General features: G+C 71.5%; 14 protein-coding genes. 10 read left to right on the top strand and 4 right to left on the bottom strand.

The window, feature by feature from the left end; translation table 11 throughout:
• Positions 1-486: 486 nt before the first annotated feature.
• Entirely contained in the window at positions 487-879 is a 393-nt protein-coding gene (locus ACTOQ3_RS22040) for a DUF3224 domain-containing protein (protein ID WP_440085226.1), read from the bottom strand.
• Positions 880-970: 91 nt separating this feature from the next.
• Positions 971-2707 (bottom strand): ABC transporter family substrate-binding protein, encoded by a 1737-nt coding sequence (locus tag ACTOQ3_RS22035; protein WP_440085225.1) that lies wholly within the window; start codon positions 2705-2707, stop codon positions 971-973.
• 307 nt (positions 2708-3014) lie between these two features.
• Between ACTOQ3_RS22035 and ACTOQ3_RS22030 the strand changes: the two genes are divergently transcribed.
• Both ACTOQ3_RS22030 and ACTOQ3_RS22025 read left to right on the top strand, forming a co-directional pair.
• Complete coding sequence (locus ACTOQ3_RS22030) at positions 3015-4352, top strand: MFS transporter (protein ID WP_440085224.1); 1338 nt, start codon at positions 3015-3017, stop codon at positions 4350-4352.
• Entirely contained in the window at positions 4349-5077 is a 729-nt protein-coding gene (locus tag ACTOQ3_RS22025) for a peptidyl-tRNA hydrolase (RefSeq protein WP_440085223.1), read from the top strand. Before ACTOQ3_RS22030 ends, ACTOQ3_RS22025 begins: the two co-directional genes overlap by 4 nt.
• A gap of 74 nt (positions 5078-5151) precedes the next feature.
• On the opposite strand, the gene ACTOQ3_RS22020 is transcribed toward ACTOQ3_RS22025, so the two are convergent.
• On the bottom strand, positions 5152-6162 hold the full coding sequence (locus tag ACTOQ3_RS22020) for a DUF3616 domain-containing protein (RefSeq protein WP_440085222.1): 1011 nt from the start codon (positions 6160-6162) through the stop codon (positions 5152-5154).
• 243 nt (positions 6163-6405) lie between these two features.
• Between ACTOQ3_RS22020 and ACTOQ3_RS22015 the strand changes: the two genes are divergently transcribed.
• The 5 genes from ACTOQ3_RS22015 to ACTOQ3_RS21995 all read left to right on the top strand — a co-directional run bounded on the left by ACTOQ3_RS22015 (position 6406) and on the right by ACTOQ3_RS21995 (position 12683).
• Entirely contained in the window at positions 6406-7326 is a 921-nt protein-coding gene (locus ACTOQ3_RS22015; protein WP_440085221.1) for a hypothetical protein, read from the top strand.
• A gap of 237 nt (positions 7327-7563) precedes the next feature.
• Positions 7564-9573, top strand: a complete 2010-nt coding sequence (ftsH, locus tag ACTOQ3_RS22010; RefSeq protein ID WP_440085220.1) for an ATP-dependent zinc metalloprotease FtsH — start codon at positions 7564-7566, stop codon at positions 9571-9573.
• 84 nt (positions 9574-9657) lie between these two features.
• Positions 9658-10251, top strand: a complete 594-nt coding sequence (locus ACTOQ3_RS22005; RefSeq protein ID WP_440085219.1) for a Maf family protein — start codon at positions 9658-9660, stop codon at positions 10249-10251.
• A gap of 98 nt (positions 10252-10349) precedes the next feature.
• Positions 10350-11150, top strand: a complete 801-nt coding sequence (locus tag ACTOQ3_RS22000) for an EI24 domain-containing protein (RefSeq protein ID WP_440085218.1) — start codon at positions 10350-10352, stop codon at positions 11148-11150.
• A gap of 108 nt (positions 11151-11258) precedes the next feature.
• Positions 11259-12683 carry a DUF4192 domain-containing protein gene (locus tag ACTOQ3_RS21995; protein WP_440085217.1) on the top strand — a complete coding sequence of 475 codons (1425 nt, stop codon included), beginning with the start codon at positions 11259-11261 and terminating at the stop codon, positions 12681-12683.
• Here the strand turns inward: ACTOQ3_RS21995 and ACTOQ3_RS21990 are convergent.
• Positions 12677-13699, bottom strand: a complete 1023-nt coding sequence (locus ACTOQ3_RS21990; protein ID WP_440085216.1) for a glycosyltransferase family 2 protein — start codon at positions 13697-13699, stop codon at positions 12677-12679. The genes ACTOQ3_RS21995 and ACTOQ3_RS21990 overlap by 7 nt on opposite strands.
• Positions 13700-14089: 390 nt before the next feature.
• Here ACTOQ3_RS21990 and ACTOQ3_RS21985 point away from each other — a divergent pair, with 390 nt between their 5' ends.
• From ACTOQ3_RS21985 to ACTOQ3_RS21975, 3 genes are read left to right on the top strand one after another with little or no spacing between them, the layout of a single operon-like run.
• The gene (locus ACTOQ3_RS21985) at positions 14090-15316 is read left to right on the top strand and encodes an endonuclease/exonuclease/phosphatase family protein (RefSeq protein WP_440085215.1); all 1227 of its coding nucleotides are present in this window, start codon (positions 14090-14092) and stop codon (positions 15314-15316) included.
• A gap of 18 nt (positions 15317-15334) precedes the next feature.
• A complete protein-coding gene (locus ACTOQ3_RS21980) occupies positions 15335-16420 on the top strand; it encodes a glycosyltransferase family 2 protein (protein ID WP_440085214.1) in 1086 nt (361 codons plus the stop codon).
• The gene (locus ACTOQ3_RS21975) at positions 16417-17445 is read left to right on the top strand and encodes a lysylphosphatidylglycerol synthase domain-containing protein (protein WP_440085213.1); all 1029 of its coding nucleotides are present in this window, start codon (positions 16417-16419) and stop codon (positions 17443-17445) included. The genes ACTOQ3_RS21980 and ACTOQ3_RS21975 overlap by 4 nt, the downstream gene beginning before the upstream one ends.
• Positions 17446-17512 lie beyond the last annotated feature (67 nt).

The raw sequence follows: 17512 nt of genomic DNA, 5'->3' as shown, positions 1-17512 counted from the left end.
AATAGCAAGAAAGTGAACAAAGGATTGCAATATTCTTGCATGACGTTGGCCAAATGTTACATACGTGCTACAGGCACGTCAACGGCTGGGAAGCAGCTTTCTCAACTGTCTCGACGCGGGATGTGACAAGGGGTCAAAGCGGCCGTGAGTGCCGGGCCGTGGCCGCCGGGCGCGGAGACCGGCCTGTGAGCGTCGGGACGCGGGCGCCGGATCACGGGCGCGGGGTCACAGCGTCGGTCCGTGAACGCCGGGCGTGGTCGCCGGGTTACGGGCACCGGTCCGTGAACGCCGGGACGGGGGTTACCGGGTCATGGGCACCGGTCCGTGAACGCCGGGACGGGGGTTACCGGGTCATGGGCACCGGTCTCGAATGTCGGGCGGCCGGATCGCCGGCCTCGGTGGTGGGGGAGGGGGGAGGGGCACCCCCCGCGCGCGTCGCCTGTCGTCCGCCGGCGCGCGGGGGCGGACGTTCTCAGCCCGGTTCGCTCAGCCCAGTTCGTAGTCGAGGTGGAAGGAGTGGGCGCCGTCGTCGTTGACGATCTGGCCGTCGCCCCGGATGCCCAGCAACTCGCCGGTACCGGAGTCGGGGAGGATCGTCCAGCTCAGCGCCGACTCGCCGGCGTGGCCCGTGGCCGTGTGGTGGAGCACGAAGGTGCCCTTGCGGCCGTGCGCGGTGCCGGTGAAGCGCTCGAAGCCCACGTAGGCCGCCGACGTCTCGATCCGGGAGATCGCGGTGATGATGTCGGTGGTGCTGGTGCCAGTCAGGTCGCCGCCGAAGGTCTTGGTGATGTGGACGCGGGAGAGCGTGGCCCCCTCGGCCTCGTCGTAGGGCTGCGGGTCCCAGCTGTCGATGGTGAAGGTTCCTGTGGCGCGGGGCATGTGGGGCTCCCTTGTGGAATTCCGGGTCTCGCGCCCATCCTGGCGACCGTACCTGCCATCTGATGTCAGGTACGGACCCGCTCCGGACTCCCTAGGACAGCTTCCACTTGTCCATGTTCCAGGTGATGGTCGACTGCGCGGGGTTGGGGACGACGTTCTGGAGCGTCTCGTCCCACGCGCTGAGGCCCGGATGCTGGAACAGCGGGATGGTGGCCAGATCGCTCCAGAGCCGCTTCTCGATCGCGCCGATGATCGGGTCCTGGGCGGCCAGGTCCACCGTCGAGTTCAGCTTCGCGATGAGGCGGTCGACCTGCCTGCTGGAGTAGCAGCCGTTGTTGTTGCCCTTGTTCCGGGCGTCGCACTTTCCCGGCGAGGTGAAGTTGGAGGCCCAGCCGCTGACCAGGGCGGATCCCGACCAGGCGAACAGGGCCACGTCGTAGCCGTTGGCCGGCATCACGGTGCCGAGGAAGTCCTCGGAACCCTTGTCGACGACCTTGAAACCGGCCTTGTTGCAGGCGTCGATGATGAGCTGCACCGCCGCGGTGCGGCGCGGGTTCGGGGTCTGGTAGCCGATGCTGACCTCCAGGCCCGTCTTGCCCGCCTCCCGCAGCAGCGCCCTGGCGCCCGCGATGTCCTGCCGCGCGTACACGCCCGCGCTGCCGCTGGCCGCGACGACCCTCGCGCTGTTGGCCTGGAACGGGGCCACGGTACGGACCTGCAGGGGCTTGGCGGTGGGTGAGACGGGCCCGATCAGTGTGTTGACGATGAGCTGCCTGGGCACGCACCTGGCGAACGCCTCGCGCAGCCTCCTGTCCCTGAACGGGCTGGAGTCGAAGTTGAAGTCCAGGTGCTCGTAGGTGTACTTCTCGAAGACGCCGACCTCCACGCCACGCAGCGACTGCAGCTGCCTGAGCACGTCGGGCCCCGGCTGCGGCTCGACGATCTGGACCTCGCGGTTCTGCAGCGCCTGGGCCTGCTCGTCGAGGGTGATGAAGCGCTCGACGATCGTCGGGGTCGCGGCCGGGGTGCCCCACCACCTGTCGTTGGCGACCAGGGTCAGCCGCTGCCCGGCGTCCAGCTTGGAGAGCTTGTACGGCCCCGAGGACGGGATCAGCTCGGCGTCGGGCAGCCTGCCCTCGGAGACCCAGCCGTCGTTGAAGAACGTGATGCCCTTCTCGATCCTTTTGGAGTCGCCCTTCCTGACCGCCGCGATGAACTCCTCCTCGGACAGGCCGTCCTGCTTGGCGATCACATGGGCGGGCATCATCTCGGTCGCGCCAGGACCTCCGGCCACCCAGTCCGCGAACGGCTTGTCGTAGACCAGGGTGAACTTCCTCCCGCCCTTCTGGCAGTCGGGCATCTTGGTGTCCCGCAGGCCGGTGGTGTCGGCGGAGGCGAAGCCCCTGACCTTGCCGGACCGGAAGGCCCACCACAGCATGACGTCGTCGCAGTCGATCGGGGTGCCGTCCGACCAGACCGCCTTGTCGTTGATGGTGTACTCGACGCTCAGCGGGTCGTCGGAGACCTTCTCGTACGTCCCGAAGTCCTTGTCGGGGGTGATCGCGCCCTTGTCGCCGTAGAACCAGAAGCCCGTCAGCACCCGCTGCAGGGGAGCGGCGTTGCGCGTGGCGTTCTCGGCGGTGGTGTTGTTGTTGTAGGAGTGGAACTCCTGCTCGTACGCGTAGGTGATGGTCTCGCTCGGCAGGGCCGACTCCGAGCCGGAGGCCTCGGGGTCGTCCGCCGGGCCGATGTCCGCGCAGGCGCCCAGCAGGAGCGCGCCACTCGCGAGCAGTGCCAGGAACCTTCCCGGCCTTCGTGCGTGGAACACGGCACCACTCCTTCGATCACCCGGTCCCCGGTCTGTCCCCGTACCGGTCGAGCATCGTCACTTCGTGCGGCCGGGCGGGACCCGGACGGGCGTCGCGTCCCCCCATGACCATGCCGAACGCGAGACCCTCAAATGAGGAGAATAGAAAAAACATAACCTTTGAGCGAATTTACCCAATATGTGAGATAGCCGTCTCATCGGTTCGGGTCACGGTCACGCCCTGAGAAAGACGCCGTGGCCTGATTCTTGCGGTTATTGGCGCTCGGGCCACTCGTGGGCCCGCGGGTCGCCCTCGATTATGGAGCGCATGACAACGACCCCTCGGGCGCCCGAACGCACGCTGCACCGCGCCTGGATCGTGGCGGCAGTCGCGTTCGTGGCCATCCTCGGCGCGGCCGGGTTCCGGGCGACGCCCGGCGTGCTGATCACACCGCTCCAGGAGGAGTTCGGCTGGTCCCGGGGCACGATCTCACTGGCCGTCTCGGTCAACCTCATGCTGTACGGGCTGACGGCGCCCTTCGCCGCCGCCCTCATGGACCGCTTCGGCATGCGCAGGGTGGTGACGTACGCCCTGCTGCTGGTCGCCGCGGGCAGCGGGTTCACCATCCTGATGAACGCCCCCTGGCAGCTCGTCCTGTGCTGGGGCGTGCTGGTCGGTCTCGGTACCGGCTCGATGGCCCTGGTCTTCGCCGCCACCCTCACCGAACGCTGGTTCGTCCGCCACCGCGGCCTCGTCACCGGCGTGCTCACGGCGGGCGGCGCCACCGGGCAGCTCGTCTTCCTGCCCGTCCTCGCGCACCTGGCGGCGGACAGGGGCTGGCGGTCGGCCGCCGTCACGGTCGCCGTCGCCGCCCTCGTCGTGGTCCCCCTGGTCTGGTTCCTGCTGCGCGACCGGCCCGAGGACGTGGGCACCACCGCCCTCGGCGCCGATCCCGCCGCGCCCCCGGCCGTCCGGCCGGCGCGGGCCGGAGGTGCCGCCTCACGCGCCCTCGGCGTGTTGTGGAGCGCGGCGCGTACGCGTCCCTTCTGGCTGCTCGCCGGGGGGTTCGCGATCTGCGGGATGAGCACCAACGGTCTGGTGGGCACCCACTTCATCCCCGCGGCCCACGACCACGGCATGGCCGCGCCGGTCGCCGCGGGGCTGCTCGCCCTGGTCGGGATCTTCGACGTGGTCGGCACCGTCGCGTCCGGCTGGCTGAGCGACCGGGTCGACTCGCGCGTTCTCCTCGGCGCCTACTACGGGCTGCGCGGCCTGTCGCTGATGGCGCTGCCGAGCCTGTTCGGGGCGACCGCCGAGCCCAGCATGCTCGTCTTCATCATCTTCTACGGCCTCGACTGGGTGGCCACGGTCCCGCCGACCGTCGCCCTGTGCCGCCAGATCTACGGTCCCGACGGGGCCGTGGTGTTCGGCTGGGTCTTCGCCTCCCACCAGGTCGGCGCCGCGATCGCCGCGGTCGCCGCGGGGATCACCCGCGACCACTTCGGCGCCTACGACCTCGCGTGGTACGCCGCGGGCTTCCTCTGCCTCGCCGCCGCCGTCATGTCGATCGCCATCACCAGGAAGCCCGTCACCGGGAACCCCGCCACGGTGACGTCCGACATCGGTGGGGCCACCACGGAGGAGCAGGCATCCTTGAAGGCGTGAGAGAACGAGACGGGACAGCGGCGACGGGCGGCGGGGACGGCGAGGGCGGCGAGGGCGGGGACAGGGACCGGGACAGGAAGGTCCTCCCGCTCGTGGTGCGGATCGAGCGCTCAGCGCCGCCCGCGCGGACCGACGCCCTGGAGGCGGCGGCCCTGGCCGTGCTGGCACTGCTCGACGACCCGCGCGCCCTCGACGGCGGCGAGTGGGCCGAGGCCGTACGGGCCTGGGACGGCAGCCGGTTCAGGAAGGTCGTCCGGCGGGCGCGCGGGGCGGAGTGGCGCCGGGTGCTCGACCTGCCCGGTGTCACCGTCGCCTCGGGCACCGCCGAGGTCCGCGTCCACCCGCCGGTCCCGCTGGACGGCTGGCCCAGGGACCTCTCCAGGCTTCAGGTGTCCGGTACCGAGCTCGCCGACCCCTCCGAGCCGGGACCGCCGGGGGACGTGGTGCTGTGGCTCAACCCCGGGCTGACGATGTCGGCGGGCAAGGCCATGGCCCAGGCCGGGCACGCCGCCCAGCTCGCCTGGCAGGCGAGCGGGGACGACGCCAGGCGGGCGTGGCGGGACAAGGGCCTGGCGGCCTCGGTGAGGACCGCCGATCCCGCCGCGTGGGCGGGGCTGGTCGCCTCGGGCCTGCCGGTGGTCAGGGACGCCGGGTTCACCGAGATCGAGCCGGGCTCCCGCACGGTCGTCGCGGACGCCCCGTGGCTGCGCGGGGACGGCCGGTGATCGGCGGGTGACCGGCATGAGGGCGCCGATGTCCACGGGGGAACGGCCGGTGGCCCGGTTCCGGGGACGAGCGGTCAGCGGGGCAACCTGACGATGTCGGCGAGCACGCCGCCCTCGGGGGTGAGCCGCGCCGCCGACGGGCTGTCGTGGACCACCAGGAGGCGCTCGCCGTCGAGCACGGTGATCCCCTCCGGGTGGTCGTTCCCATTCCCGTGCGGCAGGTCGCCGAGGAGTTCCAGCTCGTGCCGTACCGACGGCTCGTCCTCCGGGTCCCAGCGCAGCACCCGGACCGGGCCGTCCAGGCTCATGGTCGGCCCCGCGAGGATCAGCATCCCGCCCCGGTGCGGGCACATGTCGCGGACGCCGAGCCCGCCGAGGTTCAGGAAGTGCGTCCGGTACGGCCTGCCGTCGATGGGGGCGAGCCTCAGACTGCCGGGACGCCGGGGGTCGCTCTCCGGCCGGATCTCCAGCATCGCGGCCCAGCCGCGCAGCACCGGACCGCGCAGGCCGACGAACAGGCGGCCGTCGAGCATGGCGATGCCCTCGATGTCCAGCCCGTTGTCCTTGCTGGGAATCGCCACGAAGGGGGCGAGGTGCGGATCGTCCGCCAGCAGGTCGGCCAGGTTCCGGCCGGGACCCGCCAGGATCTCCGCCCTGCGGGAGCCGTCCTCGCGCGCCGGGGTGGCGCCGACGAGCGGCAGCCGTACGAGGATGTAACGGTTCTCCTCGCGCACCACGCTGCCGAGACGGCGGCGGGCCTTGTGCGGCGGATGCCCCTTCTTGGCCCGCCTGCGCTTGAGGCTGTGCGACCCGATCGCCCAGAGCCAGCCGTCCGCCCGGCCCAGGCCCTCGATGTCGGCCTCCTCGTCGCGCCCGGCGGGCAGGTCCACGAAATCGGCGAGGTGGAAGGTGCGCTGGTCGTCGAAGCGCCCGGCGCGGAACGCCAGATGCTCGACGGTGGCGGTCTCGTCACCGGCCAGCCAGAGCCCGAGGGCGTCGGCGCGCACGGCCGACAGGTTGGTGTGCGTCCTCGCCTCGCGTGAGGAGACGTCGAACCTGAGCTCCACCTGGCGTTCCACGAACATCCTGGAATCATCGCAGGGTGTTTCGCGCAAGGATGGGGAAGGTACTCGTTCCCGAAGTGTGATGGGGATCCCGCACGGGAAAACAGGATTTGTCGTACGCTCCCGATCGTGCTCGATGGGTTGGGTGGGACTCAGGGGACCCGGGAGACGGGTCCCGCGCCGACATACGTGACCGCGGAGGCGGCCACGTCGGAGATGCCGAGAATCGTGGCTGAGAGCCCCCCGAAGCTACCGGATTCCCCCGTGAAGCGGTCCCGTATCGGCGACCTGCCGATGCGCGTCATCTACCGCATCCTGGCCGTCGGCCTCGCGGTGGTCCTGGCCGCGGTCGCGGCGGTGGTCGGCTTCGTCTCCTCGAGCTCCCCAGATCAACCGGGCGAGGGAAAGACGGGGCAGATCGCCGCGCCATCTGCCGCGCCACCCTCGCCCGGTCCAGGGTCGGCGGAGCCGTCCGCCTCGGCGTCGGAGCAGGCGTCCACCCAGGCCTCCGCGGCGCAGTCGGCGCAGGCGTCCCCCTCGGAGACCCCCTCCGCGTCGGCGTCCCCCTCGGAGAGCCCCGCCGAGACGGCCGCTCCCTCCTCGCCGCCCGACGGCTCGGAGCCGGCGCCCGACCGCAGCGCCGTCATCGCGGCCCTCGCCGATCCCCGGGTGCCCGACCTGCCGCGTGACAAGCGGCTCGGCCGCCTCCCCGGCAAGGCGGACAAGAGCAAGCGACGCGTCCAGGACGGAAAGTCGGGCGTGTCGCTGGTCCGCCTGGGCAAGCCCTGGAAGGTCTTCGGCGCGTCGCCGTTCTCCACCAAGCAGGTGCTGCCGAAGGCGAAGGGCGCCGCCCACCGGGGGATGCTCGCGAGCTGCCCGGTGCCGATCCTGGTGCAGAAGGAGTCCAAGGACACCGCGCTGCTGGCCGCCCGGTGGACGCTCAACCACCACCCCAAGGGCGGCAAGATCACCTGGACCGCCTCGCAGCCGATCAAGGACGGCTGGCTGCTCGCCTACCGGGTGAAGTACAAGCTGAAGGGCAAGGCGCGCTCCTCCATGGCCGCCGTCGCCGTCACCGAGATCTCCGGTGCCAAGCCCGCGATGCTCTTCGCGACGATCCCCGACACCCAGAGCAAGTACTGGCGCGCCATCAACACCGCGGTCTCCTCCCTCAGATTGAAGTGAGCCTCCCCTGGGCAGGAATCGCCTTGTCCGTGTGACCTGGTGAAACTCGGGGGAATTTCACGGCCGGCCGCTTCGCCGCCGCACGCGTGACGACCTCCCGCCCGCTCGCCGGGCGCGGGTTCGGCTCTCCTGCGAAAGGCGGCCCCGGTTCGAGGGCCCGGACTGAGCCGGGCGTCCCGGACGCGCCTCCGGGACGCCCGCCCAGGCCGACTCCCCCGAGCCGTCGAGGGGGAAGTCGTGAACCGACCGGCGTCTCAGGAACGCAAGGGGGCCGGCCCCGACACGCCCGACCAGGGGAGCGGCTCCAAGCCCTGGCGGTCCGAGGGCCTGCCCGACGGCGGGTCGCCGACCCCGCAGCGCCCGAGGTTCAACTGGGTGCGCTTCCTGATGACCATGGTCATCGTCTACGCGGGATTCTTCATCGTCTCCTCGTTCTTCGAGGAGCCCACCGAGCCGATCTCCTACACCCAGTTCACCCAGCAGGTCCGGGCGGGGAACGTCAAGGAGGTCTACGCCACGGGCACCGCGATCCAGGGCACCCTCAGGAAGGCGGCCCGCGACCCCGACAGCGACAACGTCACGTACCACAAGTTCTCCACGGAGCTGCCGGTCTTCGCCGACCGGACCGGGCTCTACCAGCAGCTCCTCGCGACGAAGGTGAACATCAGGGCCGAGCCCGTCGGCGGGAACCTCCTGTCGAACCTCCTGCTGTCCCTGGTCCCGGTCCTCCTGCTGGCCGCTCTGTGGATCTGGTTCGTACGGCGCGCGGCGGCCGGCGCGATGGGCGGCGGGATGGGCGGTCTCGGCGGTCTGGGAGGCCTCGGCAGGTCCAGGGCGGCCAAACCGGTGGAACCGGCCAAGGTCCGGGTCGACTTCGACGACGTCGCGGGCATCGACGAGGTCGAGAACGAGGTCGCCGAGGTGGTCGACTACCTCAAGGACCCCGACAAGTACCGGCGGCTGGGGGCGAAACTGCCCAAGGGCGTGCTGCTCTCCGGGCCGCCCGGCACCGGCAAGACCCTCCTCGCCCGCGCCGTGGCGGGGGAGGCCGACGTGCCCTTCTTCTCGGCGAGCGCCTCCGAGTTCATCGAGATGATCGTGGGGGTCGGGGCCTCGCGGGTGCGCGAGCTGTTCGACGAGGCCCGCAAGGTCGCGCCGTCGATCATCTTCATCGACGAGATCGACGCGATCGGCAGGGTGCGGGGCGGCAGCACCATCGGCGGCCACGACGAGCGCGAGCAGACCCTGAACCAGATCCTCACCGAGATGGACGGCTTCACCGGCTCCGAGGGGGTCATCGTGATCGCCGCCTCCAACCGGGCGGAGGTCCTCGACCCGGCGCTGCTGCGTCCCGGCCGCTTCGACCGTACCGTCGTGGTCTCCGCGCCGGACGCCGAGGGGCGGCTGGCGATCCTGCGCGTCCACAGCCGGGGCGTGCCGCTCGCCGGCGACGTGGACCTGGAGCGGCTCGCCAGGACCACCCCCGGCATGACGGGCGCGGATCTGGCCAACCTCGTCAACGAGGCGGCGCTGCTCGCCGCCAAGCGGGGCAACGACAGGGTCGACGCCGCCGACTTCGCCGACGCGCTGGAGAAGATCCTGCTCGGCGCGGCCCGCGCCGTCGTGATCCCGCAGGACGAGCGGAGGCGCACCGCGTACCACGAGGCGGGCCACGCGCTGCTCGGCATGCTCCAGCCGGGCGCCGACCCGGTGCGGAAGGTCTCGATCATCCCGCGCGGGCGGGCGCTCGGCGTCACGCTCTCCACGCCCGACACCGACCGGTACGCCTACGACGAGAAGTACCTGCGCGACCGGATCGTCGGGGCCCTCGGCGGCATGGCGGCCGAGCAGGTCGTCTACGGTGTGGTCACCACCGGCTCGGAGAGCGACCTGGAACAGGTCACCGTGATCGCCCGTGGCATGGTCGGCCGCTGGGGCATGTCCGCCAGGATCGGCCCGCTGACCGTCCTGCCCGCCGCCGCCGACGGCCGGCCCGCCGCCGCCCCGGACACCCTCGCCGCGGTGGACCAGGAGGTACGGCGCATCGTGGACGAGTGCTACGAGGTCGCCCTGGCCGTCCTGGCGGAGAACCGGAGCCGCCTGGACGGCATCGCCGCCGCCCTGCTGGAGAACGAGACCCTGGCCGAGGCCGAGGCCTACGCCGCCGCCGGGCTCCCGGTGAACACCGCTCCCGGGCCTCCCTCCTCGGAACCGCCTCCGCGGCTCCCGCCCCCGCCGCACGCCTGACCTCCGGGCGCCCGTCGTGGATCGGGCGCTCTGCCGTGGGCCGTATGCCTGGGGTGGATCGGGGTCGCGCTAGGCTCGGTCGCCGTGACCCAGATCGTCCTCGCCTCCGCCTCTCCCGCCCGCCTCGCCCTGCTCCGCAGCGCCGGACTCGATCCCAAGGTGATCGTCAGCGGTGTGGACGAGGACGCCGTCACCGCCGACAGCCCGAGCGAGCTCTGCCTCGCGCTGGCCCGCGCGAAGGCGACCGTGGTCGCCGGTGATCTGACCGAGGGGCTGGTCATCGGCTGCGACTCGATGCTCGAACTCGACGGCCGGGCCTACGGCAAGCCGTCCTCACCCGAGGAGGCCGTCGCCCGCTGGCGCGGCATGCGCGGACGCGAGGGCCGCCTGCTCACCGGCCACTGCGTCATCGACGTCGCGAACGGGCGCGAGGTGGCGGAGGTGGGCGCGACGGTCGTGCGCTTCGGCACCGCCGGAGACGACGAGATCGCCGCCTACGTCGCCACCGGCGAGCCTCTCCACGTCGCCGGGGCCTTCACGCTGGACGGCCGGGGCGGCTGGTTCGTCGACGGCATCGACGGCGACCACGGCAATGTCCTGGGCATCTCCCTGCCCCTGCTCCGCCGCCTCTTCGGCGCCCTCGGCGTCTCCGTCCCCGGCCTCTGGCAGCGTTCCTGACACTCGCCGTCCGGCGGTGCCCGGCGTTCCTCCGACGTCTCCCGGTGGCCGTCGGGCGCGCCCTCCCGGGTGACGTCCGATCCCGATAATCTTCCGCCATGGGTCATTTCCGCTCCTTTCTGGACGGCATCGGGTTCTTCTTCCAGGGACTGCGCTGGGTCGCGCGCTACCCGCGCTGGTGGCTGTTCGGGTTGATCCCGGCTCTGATCGCGTTCGCCCTCTACGCGACCGGCCTCTACTTCCTCGGCACGAACGCGCTGGACATCGCCGCGTGGGGCACGCCGTTCGCCGACGGATGGGGCGAGGCGGCGCGGACCGCGCTGCGGGCGCTGGTCGGGCTGGCGCTCTTCGGCGCGGGGGTGGTCCTGTCCGTGGTGACCTTCACGGCGATCACCCTCATCCTGGGCGACCCCTTCTACGAGAAGCTCTCCGAGAAGGTGGAGGAGACCTACGGGGAGGTGCCGACCGGCTACGAGCTCCCGCTGTGGAAGTCGATCCCCCGATCCGTCAGGGACAGCCTGGTCACCCTCGGATGGCTGTTGCTGTTCACGATCCCGCTGTTCTTCCTCGGTTTCGTGCCGGTGATCGGGCAGACGGTGGTGCCGGTCCTGGGCGCCCTGGTCTCGGGCTTCTTCCTCACGATCGAGCTGACCACGCTGGCCCTCGAGCGCAGGGGACTGGCGCGCAAGAGGCGCTTCGGCCTGCTCAGGGGGAACAAGGCCCCCGCGCTCGGCTTCGGGGTCCTGCTCTTCCTGCTCTTCCTCATCCCGTTCGTCGCGGTGATCGCGATGCCCGCCGCCGTGGCGGGCGCGGCCATCATGGTCCGCGCCCGCCTGGCGCCGCCCGTCCTTTCGGCGGGGAGGACGGACGGGAGCCCGCGCGTCGACAGGGGTGCCTGAGGAATTCCCCCGCCTTGTGGCTGTTCACCCGGGGGCAGCCGAGGGGGCTTTCCACAGAAAGGAGTTCGGTGCGGAGGCGGTGGCCCGGTTCCGGCGAGGCTTCGGGACATGACACCCGACACCCCGGCCCCGTCCGAGCCCTCGTCCTCTCAGCCCCCGGCCCCACCCGAGCCGCCGCACCCGGTCTCGTCTGGATCGCCGTCTCCACCGTCCCCGACCCCGCCCGAGCCGCCGCACCCGGTCTCGTCTGGATCGCCGTCTCCACCGTCCCCGACCCCGCCCGAGCCGCCGCACCCGGTCTCGTCTGGATCGCCGTCTCCACCGTCCCCGACCCCGCCCGAGCCGCCGCACCCGGTCTCGTCTGGATCGCCGTCTCCACCGTCCCCGGTCTCGCCCGAGCCGCCGCACCCGCCCTCTCCGCTCGCCTCGCCGCCCCGGCTCCTGCTCGGTTCCACGGAGGACGTCCTGGGCGCCGTTCCCTACCTGCTGGGGTTCCACCCCGCCGACAGCCTGGTCGTCATCGGCATCACCGGCAGCCCGTCCAGGGGCAGGCTGCATCTCACCGTCCGGTGGGACCTGCCCCTGGGGCCCGGCGGCCTCGGCCGGATCGTCCCGCTCCTCGGGAAAGAGGGCGTCACCCAGGTCGTCGTGGCCGGTTACGGTGCCGGCCCGCTGGTGACCCCGGCTGTGGACGAGGCCCTGGCGCTGTTCCGCCGGAGCGAGCTCGTCGTCGTCGACGCGCTCCGGGTGGAAGACGGCCGCTACTGGTCGTACGGGTGCTCACGGACCGACTGCTGCTCGGCCGACGGCATGCCGTACGAGCGATGGGCCGGCGCGGTCGCGGCGGAGGCGGTCCTGCACGGGTTGGTCGCCCTGCCGGACAGGCAGACCCTGGAGCGCTCGCTCGACCCGGTCACCGGGCCCGCGCGGGAGGCCGTCCGTGAGGCGACGGGCCGCCTCACGGAGGAGATGCGCGGAAGGCTCGCCGGATGCCGCGACGCCGACGGGTTCGCGGCGGAGTTCGTCGCGGACGGCATGGCCAGGGTTCGCGAGGCGATCGCCACCTATGCCTCGGGAGGGCGGCTCGACGAGGACCAGGCGGCCAGGCTGGGGCTCGACCTGGCGGTGATCAGGATCCGTGACGAGGCGTGGGCGCTGGTCACCGACGAGAGCCACGACGCGCATCTTAAGCTCTGGCACGACCTCACCCGGAGGCTGGAGCCGAGGTTCGTGCCTCCGGCGGCCTCGTTGCTCGGCCTGGTCGCCTGGCGGCGGGGAGACTCCGCGCTGGCGGGCGTCGCCCTCACCCGGGCGCACGAGGCCGACCCCGGATACTCGATGGCCAACCTGCTCGCGCACGCGATCCACCATCTGGTCCCGCCCCACGTGCTCGACGACAGGATGCCCAGCCCCGAGGAGCTCGACCAGGAGATGGGCAGTCCCCGGATGGCCTGGCTGCTCCCGATGGCCGCGCTACTGGAGGAGACAGGCGGCCTCGGACGCGAGGAGGCCGCCACGCCGACGCGTCATTGATTGTTCAGGTCACCGGTCTGAGGGACCCAGGGAACGCTCGGCCGTCCTCTCTGCAGGATGCGCTGGAGCACGCCGACTCCCGCTCCCGTCGCTCCCACGAGCGTGACCAGAAGGTGGACGGCACTGAAGTAGAGGCCGAAGAGGAGGCCACGGCGGGCGAACACCCGCCGGTAGGTGCTGCCGTCGAGGACCACGGCGGCGGCGACGAGCAGCGGCGACACGAGGGCGCCGACCGGGCCGGTCAGCAGGGGCAGCAGGAGCGCCGGCACGGCGGCGACCAGCAGGACACCGCCGAACGCGCGCGGCACGGAGTCGCCCGGCGTCTCGCCACGGGTCCACTCCCGCGCGCTCACCCGTGCGCGCCGGAACACCTTGCTCAGGATCATCCGCATCGTGGAGTCGTGGTCGGCCCGGCCACAGACGGCGGCGGTGATGCGCACCTCGTAGCCTTTCCGCATCAACCGGGAACGGTAGTCCGCGGACACCGTGTCGCTCAGATGCGGGTTGAAGGGGCCGATCTCCTTGAACACCTCAGCCGGTACGGCGAGCACGGCCGCGTGCAGCTCGAGGGTCGGACGGTCGGTCGGCATCCACCAGTGATACATCTGCAGCGCGCGATACTGCGCGGGGAGGGTCCGGGCCGCCAGCGGCTCGGGGTGCAGGATGCCTCCCAGGGCACCCAGCCGGGGCTCGGCCTGGAGGATGTTCACCGCGTTCTCCACGGCGTCCGGGTCGAGGGCGATGTCGCCGTCCTGGAAGAGCAGGATCTCGCCGTGGGAGTGTTCCGCGCCGAGGTTGCGCGCGGTCGACGCCCCGCTGTTGACCTCGGTGCGCAGCACGGTGACGCCCATCGACCTCGCCACCTCCGCCGCGTCCTCGGTGCCGCAGTCGTCCACCACGATGACCTCGACGGGGGAGTAGGTCTGCTTCTCCAGCGCGCGCAGGCACAGGCGCAACACGTGGGATCGGTTGAAGCTGGGGATGATGACCGAGACTAGCGGGCGTTCTCGATTCATGGGTCGCTCCATTGGCTGAAGGCCGCTCTTTCCGAACCGCCGGGTGTCGGCCGATGATCAGGGCGGGCAGCCCCGGTGGGTCTTCGGTCAACCGGCCGTGGCTCGTCGCCCGGCCTCCGACCGCCTTGCTTCCCGCTCACGCTAGCCGCGACGGCTTGTCTCATTCTTGTCGTGTGGTCCGTCATGTCATACGGTTCCCTTTCTGCGCGGACTGCGGGGCCTGCGCGGGCTGTACGGCCCGCGCGGTCCGGGGTCGAGGACTGCGCGGTCCGCGGCGCGGACGACAAGGAAGCGACAAGAACCGGTCAGTACGTTGAGGTGCCGCTGGAAGTGACCGCGGATCGTCAATGGCTCTCGCCGGCCTGACCTACGTGCCGAGGTGGTGTGCTGATGGGCGACCGGGACATCATGACCGAGGATCAGCCGACGGATGTCCCCCCCGAGAAGCCGGCCGGCCGATGGGCTCGCATCGGCCGGTTCGTCCGGCCACGGCGGCGGTGGTGCCTGGGCACCCGGCTGGTGGTGACCGCCACCACGGGGTGGCTGCTGTTCGTGGTCGCGCATCTGCTGGCGAGCGGCCGCACCTCGCTGTGGGCCCCGCTCGACCTGATGCCGCCGTTCATGTTCGTGGTGGTGCCGTTGCTGGTGCTGGTGGTGGCGCCGCTGGCGCGCCCGGTCCGCCGGCGGGTCATCCCGGTGCTGGTGCTCACCCTGGCGCTCGGCGCGGGACACAGCGGGATCAACGTGGCGACCCTCTGGCACACCCCGCCGCCCGCGCCGCCCGGGGCCATCAAGGTGGCCATGTGGAACACCGAGTTCTGGGACCAGGACTGGCGCACCTCCGACGGGAACAGCTACTCGCCCGACTTCTACGACCACCTGCGCGAGATGGACGCGGACGTCTACCTGCTCACGGAGTATCTCTACGTCGACACCTCGGCGGGGGACATGATGACGTCGAAGTGGACCGCCGACATGGCACTCCGCATCGACAAGCTGGCGGAACTGCGACGCGAGTTCCCGGGATACGAGGTCGCGACGTCCGGTGAGCTGATCACGCTCTCCCGGCTCCCCATCGTCGCGCAGCGCGGGCTCGACATGACCCCGTGGCTGCCAGAGGACCAGAAGGCGGTTCCGGAGGTGATGCGGGACTGGCCGACCTCCTACACGGTCGAGACGCTGCGCACCGACATCCGGGTGAACGGCACGGCCGTCTCCTTCTACAACACGCAGATCAACCAGCCCCCCACCGGATGGCGGCTGTACGACGGCGAGGTCCGCGCCTCCAACCAGTACGCCCACAGCCGGCGGGAGGCGAGCTACCGGGCGCTTCGCGCCGACATCGAGGCGAACGACAACTCGGTGGTGCTCGCCGGTGACCTGAACACCACCCCGGCGATGGGGATGCTCCGGCTGCTGCCGGAGAAGCTGGTCGACCACACCCAGGCGCTGCCGTCCCTCTACCCGGCCACCTACCTCGCCGGAACCGCCGAGCTCTGGCGGATCGACTGGGTGTTCACCACACCGGACGTCGTCGTGCACAGCTACGAGATGCCCGGAGCCGCCGGACTGTCCGACCACCGTCCTCAGCAAACGGTTCTATCGGTCGGCCACTGAGCCGTGGAAGGAATTGACATGACGGAACCGGCGACCGCGCGACCCGAGGATGTCGCGGTCATCGTGCCGAACTACAACAAGAAGAAGACTCTCCGAGCCTGCCTGGAGGCGGTGTACGCGCAGACGTACCCCCCGGCAGAGGTGATCGTGGTCGACGACCGCAGCACGGACGGCTCGCTGGACATCGCGCGGGAGTTCCCGTGCACGATCGTCGAGCTGCCGACCAACCAGGGGCCGTCGGGGGCACGCAACACCGGGGTCGACTCCAGCAGCGCGCCCCTGCTGTTCTTCGTGGACTCCGACACGGCGCTCGCCCCGGACGCCGTGGAGAACGCGGTGCGGGCCTACCGGGAGACGCCCGACTGCGGCATGGTCCAGGGGATCTACGACAAGGAGCCGCTGTACGACGACGGCCTGGTGGAGAGATACCGCGTCTTCTCCGAGCACTTCGACCGCCAGCGGGCGGTGTCCACGTTCCTGTCCAACTCGCTGATCCCGCGTACGGTCTACCGCGAGGCGGGCGGGCTGGACGAGCGGCTGCGCGACGGCGAGGACTTCGAGTTCGGCAACCGGGTGCCGTCCAAGTACCGGCTGGTGGTGACCGCGACCGTGGTCACCAGGGCGGACGACGTCGACCGGTTCTGGGAGTGCATGTGGGAGCGGTTCGTCAGGGCCAGCACCCTTCCGGTGATCATGTTGCGGGCGCGGCGGCTGTACGACGACGACACGATCGGGTTCCGGCTGGACATGATCGGCCCGGATCCCCGCACCCGCCGCCTGCCGCCGCGGATCTCCTCCGTCTCGGCGGCGCTGAGCCTGTTCACGCTGCCGTTCGTCTTCCTCGTGCCGTGGCTGCTGGTGGTGCTCGCGCTGCTGCTGGCGGCGTTCGTGACGGTGAACCGTGACTTCCTCCGATACTCCCACCGCCACCGGGGCGCGGGCTTCGCGTTCCAGATGGCCGCGATGCAGTTCTGCTACCACACGGCGTTCTTCCTCGGAGCCGGTGCGGGGCTGCCGCGGCTCGTCTACGAGCTGCTTCGCCGCCAGGGGCATCCGGCCAAGACCGGTCTGACCCCGGTCTCCCCGGCCGGTGCGCCCGAGTGACCGAGAGCCGGCCGTGGCGCCCGTCGTGGCGCCTGCCCCGCGCGCTCGTGCGCGCCCTGGTCGCGGCGTTCGCGCTGGTCCTGGTGGGCGCGGTGGCGGCGGCACTGGCAGGGCAGGACTGGAGCGTGGTCTCCGTCATGCTCGCCAGGAGCGACGGCGGGCGGATCGGCCTCCTGCTGGCCGGCGCGCTGCTGATCAGCATGGCCGGGCTGGGGTTCGGCTACCTGGCGTGGCGGGCGGTGCTGTTCGAGCTCGGCCCGCCGGTCGGCGAACCGCGGGTGGCACGCGTCTTCTTCGTGACGTTCCTGAGCAAGTACGTGCCGGGGAAGGTGCCGGGCCTGATCGCCGCGACCAAGGTGGCCACGGCCAACGGCGTCGGTTTCGGGCGGCTGATGGGCACGGCGGCGCTGAGCATGAGCCTGGTCCTGCTGACCGGCCTCACGATCGGGCTGCTCGCGGGCGTGCACATGCTCGGCACCCAGGTGGCGTGGCTGGTGGCGGTGGCGGCGGTGCTGATCGTGGTCGTGCTGGTACGGCCGCAGCTGGTCAACCACGGCGCGCACCTGGTGCTGCGGGTGCTGCGCCGGCCGGACCCGGCCAGGTCGGCCTCGCCGCGCGGGATACGGTTCGCGGTCGTCGCGCAGGCGGTGTCGTGGCTGGTCACCGGCCTGCACCTGTGGCTGCTGGCGGTCGCGATGGGGGCCGACCCGCTGCGGTCCCTGGGACTGTGCGTGGGCGCGTTCACCCTGGCCACGACGGTCGGGATGCTGACGGTCGTGCTGCCCGACGGGATCGGCGTCCGCGAGGCGGTGCTGACCGCCGCCCTGACGGTGGTGCTGCCCGCGCCGGCGGCCGCGGTGGTGGCGGTGGCCAGCCGGCTGGTCTCCACGGTCGGCGAGGTGGCGCTGGGAGCGGCGGCGCTGGCGGTGGCCGAGGTCGTCATCCGGCGTAGCCCGGCCCCGGCCCCGGCCTCGACGCCGGAGCCGGAGCCCGCACCGGAACCGGCGCCGGCGGGAGACAAGTAGTCCTGACAAGCATCGGAACAGACCAACGCGTGCGAGCGTCCGCCGGGCGGGTCCCCTCCCGGCCGGC

It is taken from the genome of Streptosporangium sp. LJ11 (assembly GCF_051918945.1).
Classification (GTDB): Bacteria; Actinomycetota; Actinomycetes; order Streptosporangiales; family Streptosporangiaceae; genus Streptosporangium.
The sequence above is the reverse complement of the archived record's forward strand: the minus strand, read 5'-3'. Positions and strand labels throughout refer to the sequence as shown.

Bases quoted from the DNA above. Each gene is read 5' to 3' on its own strand.
- ACTOQ3_RS22020 (WP_440085222.1), bottom strand. From the start codon at position 6,162: ATGTTCGTGGAACGCCAGGTGGAGCTCAGGTTCGACGTCTCCTCACGC.
- ACTOQ3_RS22030 (WP_440085224.1), top strand. From the start codon at position 3,015: ATGACAACGACCCCTCGGGCGCCCGAACGCACGCTGCACCGCGCCTGG.
- ACTOQ3_RS21990 (WP_440085216.1), bottom strand. From the start codon at position 13,699: ATGAATCGAGAACGCCCGCTAGTCTCGGTCATCATCCCCAGCTTCAAC.
- ACTOQ3_RS22000 (WP_440085218.1), top strand. From the start codon at position 10,350: ATGGGTCATTTCCGCTCCTTTCTGGACGGCATCGGGTTCTTCTTCCAG.
- ACTOQ3_RS21995 (WP_440085217.1), top strand. From the start codon at position 11,259: ATGACACCCGACACCCCGGCCCCGTCCGAGCCCTCGTCCTCTCAGCCC.
- ACTOQ3_RS21980 (WP_440085214.1), top strand. From the start codon at position 15,335: ATGACGGAACCGGCGACCGCGCGACCCGAGGATGTCGCGGTCATCGTG.
- ACTOQ3_RS21985 (WP_440085215.1), top strand. From the start codon at position 14,090: ATGGGCGACCGGGACATCATGACCGAGGATCAGCCGACGGATGTCCCC.
- ACTOQ3_RS22040 (WP_440085226.1), bottom strand. From the start codon at position 879: ATGCCCCGCGCCACAGGAACCTTCACCATCGACAGCTGGGACCCGCAG.